This window comes from Micromonospora sp. NPDC000663, from assembly GCF_042898105.1.
GTDB lineage: Bacteria > Actinomycetota > Actinomycetes > Mycobacteriales > Micromonosporaceae > Micromonospora.
Genome location: NZ_JBIAYR010000015.1, coordinates 97732 through 107788 on the forward strand (window position 1 = coordinate 97732; position 10057 = coordinate 107788).

Annotated in this window: 9 protein-coding genes; 5 read left to right on the forward strand and 4 right to left on the reverse strand. The window is 71.8% G+C overall.

From position 1 onward, the window contains the following. The first annotated feature begins 139 nt into the window (after positions 1-139). From ACFY1S_RS28660 to sigJ, 3 genes are all read left to right on the forward strand, one after another. The gene (locus ACFY1S_RS28660; RefSeq protein ID WP_387123935.1) at positions 140-1159 is read left to right on the forward strand and encodes an ArsR family transcriptional regulator; all 1020 of its coding nucleotides are present in this window, start codon (positions 140-142) and stop codon (positions 1157-1159) included. 380 nt (positions 1160-1539) lie between these two features. Next, positions 1540-1971: a carboxymuconolactone decarboxylase family protein gene (locus ACFY1S_RS28665; RefSeq protein ID WP_387123936.1), complete on the forward strand. Its 432-nt coding sequence runs from the start codon at positions 1540-1542 to the stop codon at positions 1969-1971. Next, the gene (gene sigJ / locus ACFY1S_RS28670) at positions 1968-2843 is read left to right on the forward strand and encodes an RNA polymerase sigma factor SigJ (RefSeq protein WP_387123938.1); all 876 of its coding nucleotides are present in this window, start codon (positions 1968-1970) and stop codon (positions 2841-2843) included. Before ACFY1S_RS28665 ends, sigJ begins: the two co-directional genes overlap by 4 nt. 10 nt (positions 2844-2853) lie before the next feature. Here sigJ and ndk read toward each other — a convergent pair whose 3' ends face one another. After that, complete coding sequence (gene ndk / locus ACFY1S_RS28675) at positions 2854-3279, reverse strand: nucleoside-diphosphate kinase (protein WP_387123940.1); 426 nt, start codon at positions 3277-3279, stop codon at positions 2854-2856. A 142-nt stretch (positions 3280-3421) separates the two neighbouring features. On the opposite strand from ndk, the gene ACFY1S_RS28680 reads away from it, so the two are divergent. Further along, positions 3422-4849: a VOC family protein gene (locus ACFY1S_RS28680; protein WP_387123942.1), complete on the forward strand. Its 1428-nt coding sequence runs from the start codon at positions 3422-3424 to the stop codon at positions 4847-4849. A 3-nt stretch (positions 4850-4852) separates the two neighbouring features. On the opposite strand, the gene ACFY1S_RS28685 is transcribed toward ACFY1S_RS28680, so the two are convergent. The 3 genes from ACFY1S_RS28685 to ACFY1S_RS28695 are packed head-to-tail and all read right to left on the reverse strand — an operon-like array spanning position 4853 to position 9158. Further along, the gene (locus tag ACFY1S_RS28685) at positions 4853-5212 is read right to left on the reverse strand and encodes a DUF4233 domain-containing protein (protein WP_387123944.1); all 360 of its coding nucleotides are present in this window, start codon (positions 5210-5212) and stop codon (positions 4853-4855) included. Next, a complete protein-coding gene (locus tag ACFY1S_RS28690; RefSeq protein ID WP_387123946.1) occupies positions 5209-6543 on the reverse strand; it encodes a bifunctional folylpolyglutamate synthase/dihydrofolate synthase in 1335 nt (444 codons plus the stop codon). The genes ACFY1S_RS28685 and ACFY1S_RS28690 overlap by 4 nt, the downstream gene beginning before the upstream one ends. Beyond that, positions 6540-9158, reverse strand: a complete 2619-nt coding sequence (locus ACFY1S_RS28695; RefSeq protein WP_387123948.1) for a valine--tRNA ligase — start codon at positions 9156-9158, stop codon at positions 6540-6542. Before ACFY1S_RS28695 ends, ACFY1S_RS28690 begins: the two co-directional genes overlap by 4 nt. Before the next feature lie 69 nt (positions 9159-9227). Between ACFY1S_RS28695 and ACFY1S_RS28700 the strand changes: the two genes are divergently transcribed. Continuing rightward, positions 9228-9911 (forward strand): hypothetical protein, encoded by a 684-nt coding sequence (locus ACFY1S_RS28700; RefSeq protein ID WP_387123950.1) that lies wholly within the window; start codon positions 9228-9230, stop codon positions 9909-9911. Positions 9912-10057: the final 146 nt, after the last annotated feature.

Genomic DNA, 10057 nt, shown 5'->3' on the forward strand with positions numbered 1-10057 from the left:
TACTGGGCCGGTTGCCCGGCTGTTCTTCCGGAGGCTCACCGGTGATGGCCGGGTCATCGCCTTACGGTGCTCAACGATACAAGACCCGCCCCCCACCCCGCCGCCGAGTAATGCGCGCGCCGGCGCCTAGGCTGGCCGGGTGATCCGGATCGAGTTGGACGAACCGACGCTGTCCCGCACCCGGATCGCCACCAGCCCGCTCTGGGAGGTCCTGACCAGCCTGTTCGTGCTGAACCGCCACCCGACAGAGGTGCCCTGGCCGTACACCGACTGGGCACGGCACGCACGGCGGGTGCTCGACGAGGTGCCGGCGGCCGCGTCGGCCCGGCTGCTGACCGTCTGCCTACCCGCACCGGATTTTCTCAGTCCGATCCCCACGTCGGCCGCGCCGACCCTTGCCGAACAGCTCGCCGAGCTGCGCGCGACGCCGGCCGAGGTGATCGCCGAGCAGATCCCCCGCTACCACGACCCGGACGACCTGCCGGAGTGGCTCGGCCCGTTCGTCACGGACCGACGGGCCGCCCTGGACCGGCTCGCCGACGGCATCGAGGCGTACTGGGACGCGGCCGTCGCGCCGTGGTGGCCGGCGATGCAGGCGGCGCTGGACGAGGAGGTGCTGCACCGGGCGCGGGCGCTCGCCGCGTACGGTCCGGACGCGCTGCTGTCCGACCTGCACGAGCGGGTGCGCTGGGACAAGCCTGTGCTGACGTTGGTGAAGCCGTCGGAGCAGGAGTTCGTGGCGGTGGACCAGCGGCTGCTGCTGATCCCACTGATCTTCTCGCAGGGAGCGCTTGTCTGCGCCACCGACCATCCGGAGATCATCGCCGTCTCCTACCAGGCGCGCGGGGCTGCGGTGCTCGCCGAGGGTGGACCCGCCTCGGCGGGCCGGACGGCGCCGGCCACGGATCGGTTGGCGGTGCTGGTCGGCCGAGGTCGTGCCCAGGTGCTGCGGGCGCTGGTACGCCCGGCCACCACCGCCGGCCTCGCGGCCACCCTGGGGCTCGCCCCGAGCACCGTGTCGGAGCAGCTCTCCGCGCTGCTGGCCGCCGGCGTGGTGCACCGCCGCCGGGTGGGCCGCCGGGTGTTGTACGGCCTGGAACCTGCCGGCCTGGCACTTGTGCAGCTCGTCGGTGACGAGCCGGCGAGCGTCTCGGCCTGAGCATTCGGCTCGATCCGAATCCGTTTCCCACAGGTCCCGGTCACTCCTAGCCTGCAGGTCGCGAGCATGCGATCGAGTGCGTCGCACGTACCGCGCGGCCGAGGGAGATGGGTCGCGAGCCCAGCGTCGGGAGGTCCGGGCGGTCCGCGGCGTCGACCTGGCGGTCGGCAACGGGGAGCTGTCCGGCCTGCCCGGACCGAACGACGCTGGCAGGTCGGGGTCAGGGCGCGGGGAGCGTGGTCCAGCGGGGGGGGATCGTTCATGTTTCCTCCCTATCCCGACCGGCATGACCGGCGTCACAGCCCTGGCTGTCACGTCGTGCCCCCGCTGATCCGTCGTGACGGTGTCGAACCGATCAGGGGAGGAACATCGTGCAGCGGATGAACGCGGCAGAGGTCGCGCCACAGGGATACCAGGCCGTGCTGGGGCTGGAGAAGTACGTCCGGGCGAACGTCGACCACACCGTGCTGGAGCTGGTCAAGCTGCGGGCGTCGATGATCAACGGGTGTGCGTTCTGCGTCGACATGCACAGCCACGAGGCGCTCGACGCCGGCGAGTCGAGCCGTCGGCTCTTCGCGGTGGCGGCCTGGCGGGAGGCGCCGTTCTTCGACGAGCGGGAACGGGCCGCGCTGGCGCTCACCGACGCGGTCACCAAGCTCGGCGAGCACGGCGTGCCGGACGAGGTGTGGGACGCCGCCGCGAAGGTCTGGTCGGAGAAGGAACTCGCCGACCTGGTCCTGGCCATTGCCACAATCAACGTGTGGAACCGGATCGGAGTGACCATGCGTCTGGAGCCTCCGGCCCACGCATGACCACCGAGGCGGCAGAGGCGGCCGGTGCGCTCCAGGCGCACCGGCCGATGCTGCTCGGGCTCGCCTACCGCCTGCTGGGCAGCCGGCACGACGCCGAGGACGTGCTCCAGGAGGCGTACCTGCGCTGGCTGCGGGTGGACCGATCGACTGTCGACGAGCCACGCCGGTACCTGTCCCGGGTGGTCACCCGGCTGGCCCTGGACCGGCTGCGGTCGCGGCAGGCAGCCCGCGAGACGTACGTCGGCACGTGGCTTCCCGAGCCGGTGCCGACCGAGCCCTCGCCGTTCGGGCCGCTGGACCGCGCCGAACTGCGCGACTCGCTCTCCACCGCGCTGCTGCACGTGCTGGAGCGGCTCACCCCGCCGGAACGGGCCGTGTACGTCCTGCACACCGCCTTCGAGCTGCCGTACGCGGAGATCGCGGAGATCCTGGACCGGACCCCCCAGGACTGCCGGCAACTGCACCACCGAGCGGTGACCCGGGTACGGCAGGAGCAGCGGCGGTTCACGGCCAGCCGGTCGGAGCGGGAGCGGCTGCTCGACGCGTTCCTGGCCGCCGCCCGCGACGGCGACCTGGCGACGCTCACCGGCCTGGTCGCCTCGGACGCCACAGCCTGGAACGACGGTGGCGGTCGGGTACGCGCGGCCCGCAACCCCGTCTTCGGCGCGGACCGGGTGGCCCGCTTCTTCGCCGGGATCTACGGTCCGGACCGCGACTGGACGATGCGCCGGGTGGAGCTGAACGGGGAACCGGCCGCCCTGATGACCGGTCAGGACGGCAACACGTACGCCCTCACCATCGCCGCGGCGGATGGTCGGATCACCGGGATCTACGTGGTCGGCAATCCGACGAAGGTGCCCGCGGCCAGCTGAACGGGGAGCGTCAGCCCAGCTCGGGGAACCAGAGCGCGATCTCGCGCTTCGCGCTGTCCGTCGAGTCGGAGGCGTGCACCAGGTTCTCCCGGTTGGACAGCGACAGGTCGCCCCGGATGGTGCCGGCGGCGGCCTTGCGACCGTCGGTCGCCCCGACCAGCCCACGGACCACCTCGATGACCTGGTCACCGGAGAGCACCAGGGCGACCAGCGGGCCGCCGGTCATGAAGTCCTTCAACGGCGGGTAGAACGCCTTGTCGACGTGCTCGGCGTAGTGCGCGTCGGCGAGCGCCGCGTCCATCGTCCGGTACACCATCGCGTCGATCCGCAGCCCCTTGCGCTCGAAGCGGGAGAGGACCTCGCCGACCAGGCCGCGGCGAACCGCGTCGGGCTTGATCAGAACGAGGCTGCGCTCATCCGGGCTGTTGCTGGACACGCTGGGTTCCTCCTGTACGCGCTTGACACTCGGGATCGGTACGGTCAGCCTAGCGACCCGGTCCCGGCGCCGGCGCGGCGGCCGGTCTTTCGCCCGGTGGCCGTTCCGGCCTAGCCTGGCCCTGACCCCCGGGAGGTCCACTGTGGCGAATGGCGGGAACCGACCCATCGCGCCGGTACGCAAGCTGATCGGCGCGGTGCTGGGCACCGTGGCCACGTTCGTGGTCCTCTTCGGCCTCGGCATGACGAGCTGGCCGATCGTGGCGATCGGGGTCGCCCTGCTGGTGCTGGCGATCGCGCTGGCCACCGTACGCGGCGGTGGGCGCACCTGGGTGGTCGGTGTGGGCCACGTACACAGCGCCTCGGAGCCACCCACCCAGTACGCGTTCGGCCGCTGCGAGCTGCAACTGGTGATCGACGCCCCCGGCCTGCCGCCCCGCTCGAAGAAGATCATCGAGCCGCGGGTGCCTGTCTCCAAGTGGCCGTCGCTGGGCCAGACCCTGCCGATCCGGGTCGCCCTGGACGACCAACGGCACGTCAAGGTCCTGTGGGACGAGGTGCCGACGCACGCCGAGACCGCCGCGGCAGTCGCCGACCTCCCCCCGGAGTTCGCCGAGGCGGAGCCCCTGGACGAGATGCTGATCCAGCAGGACGCCCCGCCGTGGGCCGACCGCGCGCCCGACGACGACTTCCGTGACCCGCTCGGCCCCGACCCGCTGCGCGCCGACCCCCCGCGACCCGATCCCCTGCGCGACGATCCGGGCGTCGACCCGGAGGGACGCGAGCCGGTGGTGATGCACCAGAGCCCCGGTGGCCCGGTGGTCCTGGAGGGCGTCGTCGTCGAACAACCCGCCGCCGGCCAGTCGTCGTCGGGCAGCGGGCTGCCCCGGCGGGCCACCCCGGCGCCGCGCCCGCCCGCCGAGGAGCGCTTCGACCAACCCGATGCCGAACGCTTCGACCCGGCGGAGGCGGACCAGCCCGTACCGGCTACCGAGCCCCACCTCGACCCGCCCACCGCGCACCGGTTCGACCCGGCCCCCACCCAGCGGTCCGCCGCCACCGACCCACTGGACCCGCTCGACCTGCCCCTGGACGATCCCGCCACCACCACGACGGGGAGCGCTACCGTCAGCGCCGAGGAACTCGACGAGGCGATCTTCGGGTTCGACGGGGGCGCCACGGCCGACCCGGCCGGCCCGATCAGCGGGGTGGGGCTGACCCTGCTGGTCACCGACCTGTCCCGGTCGCTCGACTTCTACCGCGACATGCTCGGCTTCACCGAGGTCGACCAGGGAGCGGGCAACGCCGTGCTCGCCTCCGGCACGACCCGGCTGGTGTTGCGCGAGGTCACCGGGGCAGCACCGATCAGCCGTCGACTCGTCCACGTCAACCTCGAGGTGGACGACATCGAGGCGGCGTACGAGCGGCTGCGCGGGTCCGGCGTCCGCTTCACGTACGCCCCACGCGTCGTCAACCGGGGCAGCAGGCTGGAGGTGTGGGCGGCGGCCTTCCGGGACCCGGACGGCCACGGCATCGCCCTCACCCAGTGGCGTGAACGGGCCGACGCCTGACCGTCAGCCGAGGATGACCCGGCGGACGTGCACCGCGTACGCCCACACCAGGGCGAAGATGACACCAAGCGCGAACAGCGACCAGTGCAGCAGGCCGGACAGCAGCAGAAAGCCCTGGAGCACTGTGCCGGCGTGCCACGCCCAGGGGCGGCGCATCATGCCGGCGATCAGGATGGCGGCCACCGCCAGTGCCACCACGGCAGCGATCGCGCCGCCACTCAGGTCGCCGCCGACCACACGGATCGGCTGGATCGCCAGCAGCAGCACCAGCGCCTCCAGGGCGAGCGTCCCGGCGCCCAGTCCGCGTACCGCCCGCTGCGGGTCGCGCAGCCCGGACCGGCGCGGCTGCTCCGGGCCGGTCATCGCTTCAGCAGGCGACGGGCGTCGGCCACCGTCACCACCGACCCCGTGACCAGCACCCCGACACCACTCAGCTCGCCGGGGACGTCCTCCTCGGCGAGCGCCACCGCCAACTCGATCGCGTCGGGCATCTCGTCCGCCGACTCCACCCGCTCCTCGCCGAAGATCTCCCCGGCCAGGGCGGCGAGTTCCGCCGTCGGCATGGCCCGCGGCGAGCTGTTGCGGGTCACCACCACCACGTCGGCAACCGGCTCCAGCAGCTCCAGCAGGCTTGACGCGTCCTTGTCGGCGAGCACACCGACCACCGCGACGAGCTTGCTGAACGCGAACTCCTCCTGCAACGCGGAGACGGTGGCCGCCATCCCGTGCGGGTTGTGCGCGCCGTCCAGCAGGACGGTCGGGGCGCTGCGCACCCGCTCCAGCCGCCCGGGAGAGCTGGCCGAGGCGAAGCCCTCGCGGACCGCCTCGATGTCCAGCTGCCGCCTGGTCCCGGCGCCCAGGAACGCCTCCACCGCGGCCAGCGCCACCGCCGCGTTCTGCGCCTGGTGCGCGCCGTGCAGCGGGACGAACACGTCCTCGTAGACACCGCCCAGACCCTGGAGGCTGAGCACCTGGCCGCCGACGGCGACCGCCCGGCGCAGCACGCCGAACTCGGCGCCCTCCCGGGCGATGGTGGCGCCCACCTCGGCGCAGCGTTCGAGCAGCGGTCGCGCGGCCTCCTCCTCCTGCGCCGCGGCGATCACCGTGGCGCCCTGGTGGATGATCCCGGCCTTGGCCAGCGCGATGTCCTGGAGCGTGTCACCGAGCCACTCGGTGTGGTCCAACCCGATCGGGGTGATCACACAGACCCCGGCCTGGATGACGTTCGTGGCGTCCTCGGCGCCCCCCAGGCCCACCTCGACCACCGCGATGTCGACAGGCGCGTCGGCGAACGTGGCGAACGCGAGCGCGGTGGTCATGTCGAAGTACGTGAGCGGCTCGTCCGACCGCGCGTCGACCAGCTCGGCGAGCGGCTTGATCTCCCGGTACACCGCCGCGAACCGCTCCTCGCTGACCGGCTCCCCGTCCAGGCTGATCCGTTCCCGCACGGTCTCCAGGTGCGGGCTGGTGTACCGGCCGGTGTGCAGCCCGAACGCCCGCAGCAGGGAGTCGATCATCCGCGCGGTGGATGTCTTGCCGTTGGTGCCGGTCAGGTGGATCGAGGGGTACGCCCGCTGCGGACTGCCGAGCAGGTCGAGCAGCGACTCGATGCGGTCCAGCTCGAAGACCATGCGGGTGAAGCCACGGGCGTTCAGCTCGGCCTCGACGGCGGCGAAATCGGTACGGTCGGTCACGAGGGCAGTGTCTCCAGAGCAGCGTTGATCCGGACCAGGTCGGCCTCGGCGGTGGCGAGCCGGTCACGAATCTTCGCGACCACCGGCTCGGGGGCCTTGCCGATGAAGGCCGGGTTGTCGAGCTTCGCCCGGGCCTGCGCGACCTCCTTCTCGGCTGCCGTGCGGTCCTTGGTCAGCCGGGCCCGCTCGGCGGCCACGTCGATCGACCCCCGGGTGTCCAACGCGACACCGACCGCGCCAGGCATGGTCAGCGTGGCGCTGGCCTGGAAGTCGTCACCGGCCGGGTCCAGCCGGACCAGCGAACGGATCAGCGGCTCGTGGGCCGCGATGCCCGCTCCGGACAGCCCGTCAAGGCGGGCTGCCACCCGCTGCGTCGGGCGCAGCCCCTGGTCGGAACGGAACCGGCGGATCTCGGTGACCACCCGCTGCACACCTACCATCTCGGCCTCGGCGGCGTCGTCGATAAGCGAGCGGTCGGCCACCGGCCAGGCGACCGCCTGCACCGTCTCGCCGCCGGTCAGCGCGAGCCACAACTCCTCGGTGACGAACGGGATGACCGGGTGCAGCAGTCGCAGCAGCTGATCGAGCACGTGCCCGAGCACCCGGCGGCTGGCCTCCGCCCGCTCGCCGCCCTCGGCGAGCACCGGCTTGCTCAGCTCGACGTACCAGTCGCAGACATCGTCCCAGGCGAAGTGGTACAGCAGGTCGCAGACCTTGGCGAACTCGTACGCCTCGAACTGCTCGTCGACCTCGGCGGTGACGTGCGCCAGCCGGGACAGGATCCACCTGTCGACTGTGGAGAGCTGCTCGGCCGGGGGCAGGTCGCCGGTGGTGTGCGCGCCGTTCATCAGGGCGAAGCGGGTGGCGTTCCAGAGCTTGTTGCAGAAGTTGCGCGAGCCCTGGCACCACTCCTCGCTGACCGGGACGTCCTGACCGGGGTTCGCGCCCCGGGCCAGGGTGAACCGGGTGGCGTCGGCGCCGTACCTGTCGATCCAGTCAAGCGGGTCGACCACGTTGCCGAACGACTTCGACATCTTCTTGCCGAACTGGTCGCGCACCATGCCGTGCAGCGCCACCACGTCGAAGGGCGGCCGCCCGTCCATCGCGTAGAGGCCGAACATCATCATCCGGGCGACCCAGAAGAACAGGATGTCGTACCCGGTGACCAGCACGCTTGTCGGGTAGAACTTCGCCAGGTCCGGGGTCTGCTCGGGCCAGCCGAGGGTGGAGAACGGCCACAGGCCGCTGGAGAACCAGGTGTCCAGGACGTCCTCGTCCTGGTGCCAGCCCTCGCCGGTCGGCGGCGCCTCGTCGGGGCCGACGCAGACGATCTCACCCTCCGGCCCGTACCAGACCGGGATGCGGTGGCCCCACCACAGCTGGCGGGAGATGCACCAGTCGTGCATGTTGTCGACCCAGGCGAAGTAGCGCTTGGCCAACTCGGCCGGCTCGATGCGCACCCGGCCGTCGCGCACCGCGTCGCCGGCGGCCTGCGCGAGCGGGGCGGTGTTGACGAACCACTGCAACGACAGCCGGGGCTCGACAGTCGTCTTGCACCGTGAGCAGTGCCCGACCGCGTGCACGTACGGCCGCTTCTCGGCGACGATGAGGCCCTGCTCGCGCAGCGCGGCCACGATCGCGGGCCGCGCCTCGAACCGGTCCAGTCCCTCGAACGGGCCGGGCACGGTGATCACACCGCGCTCGTCCATCACGGTCAGCGCGGGCAGGTCGTGCCGCTGGCCGATCTCGAAGTCGTTCGGGTCGTGCGCCGGCGTCACCTTGACCATGCCGGTGCCGAAGGACGGGTCGACGTGCGCGTCGGCGACGATCGGGATCCGGCGGCCGGTCAGCGGCAGCTCGACCTCGGTGCCGATGAGGTGCTGGTAGCGCTCGTCGTCGGGGTGCACCGCCACCGCTGTGTCGCCGAGCATCGTCTCGGCCCGGGTGGTGGCCACGACGACCTCGTCGCTGTAGCGGATCGAGATCAGCTCACCGTCGTCGTCGGTGTGCTCGACCTCGATGTCGGAGAGCGCCGTGAGGCAGCGCGGGCACCAGTTGATGATCCGGTTGGCCCGGTAGATGAGGCCGTCGTCGAAGAGCTTCTTGAAGATGGTCTGGACGGCGCGGCTCAGCCCCTCGTCCATGGTGAAGCGCTCGCGGTCCCAGTCGACGGAGTCGCCGAGGCGGCGCATCTGGCCGAGGATGGCGCCGCCGGACTCGGCCTTCCACTGCCAGACCCGCTCGACGAACTTCTCCCGGCCGAGATCGTGCCGGGACAGACCCTCGGCGGCGAGCTGCCGCTCCACCAGGTTCTGGGTGGCGATGCCGGCGTGGTCCATGCCGGGCAGCCACAGCGCCTCGAAGCCCTGCATCCGCTTACGCCTGGTCAGCGCGTCCATCAGCGTGTGCTCGAACGCGTGGCCCATGTGCAGCGACCCGGTGACGTTCGGCGGCGGGATGACGATGGTGAAGGGGGGCTTGTCGCTGTCGGCGGAGGCCCGGAAGTGCCCGCCGGCTACCCACTGCTCGTACCGTCGCTGCTCTACCTCGCCGGGCTGGTACTGGCCGGCAAGGGTCGGGGCGTCGGGGCGTCGGGCATCCAGTCTCTCGGTCACCGGACAAGTCTACGGAGAGCTTCGGCGGACCTGACGTGCGCCACCTGCCGTTCGCGTACGGTGTCGGCTATGTCCGACGCACATCTCACCGAACGGTCGCTCGACGGCCGCGAGCCAGTCGAGTTGACCGACGAGCCGATCCGGCTCAGCACCCGCGACTCCGGGGGCGATCCCGACGAGCGGCCGGGTGGCTGGTCCCGGCGACGCCGGATCGTGTGGGCGGCGGCCCTCGTGGTCGGTCTGGCGGGCGCCGGTGTGCTGGGTGTCGCCGGATGGCGGGTGGCGCAGCAGAAGGACACGGAGCTGACCTCACCTGATCGGGTGGCGGGCCTGTCCCGGGACGACAGTGAGCGGGCGAAGAGCACTGCCGACTACCTGCGTAGCGGTCTGGCCGCCGACATCGAGCTGGACAGCAGCTTCGGGACGGTCTACCGCGACCCGTCCGACGAGAAGCGGTCCGTCCTGATCTTCGGGGGCACGACCCTGCTGTGGCAGCCGGAACGCGACCTGGACAGCCTCTTCGGCCTGATGTCCGACGAGACCGGTGCGGTGACCGGCCTGCGCGAGATGTCCGCGGGTGACCTGGGCGGTGTGCTCAAGTGCGGCAGCACCAGCGGCGAGGGCGGTGACTTCGCCGTGTGTGGCTGGGCCGACCACGGCAGCGTCGTGATGGCGATGTTCCCGGGGCGTTCGGTCGCCGACGCGGGCACCCTGATGCGCGACCTGCGTGTCGGCATGCAGACCCGCGGCTGAACACGCCGAGCCGTCGGCGTGCCGGTGCCGCGGGCCGGGCTGCGGAATGGATGCGGGAAACGCAGAACGGGTCACCCGTGAGGGTGACCCGTTCTGGAATGATTGTCCGGCGGCGTCCTACTCTCCCACACCCTCACGAGTGCAGT

Bases quoted from the DNA above. Each gene is read 5' to 3' on its own strand.
- ACFY1S_RS28665 (WP_387123936.1), top strand. From the start codon at position 1,540: ATGAACGCGGCAGAGGTCGCGCCACAGGGATACCAGGCCGTGCTGGGG.
- sigJ (WP_387123938.1), top strand. From the start codon at position 1,968: ATGACCACCGAGGCGGCAGAGGCGGCCGGTGCGCTCCAGGCGCACCGG.
- ACFY1S_RS28685 (WP_387123944.1), bottom strand. From the start codon at position 5,212: ATGACCGGCCCGGAGCAGCCGCGCCGGTCCGGGCTGCGCGACCCGCAG.
- ACFY1S_RS28700 (WP_387123950.1), top strand. From the start codon at position 9,228: ATGTCCGACGCACATCTCACCGAACGGTCGCTCGACGGCCGCGAGCCA.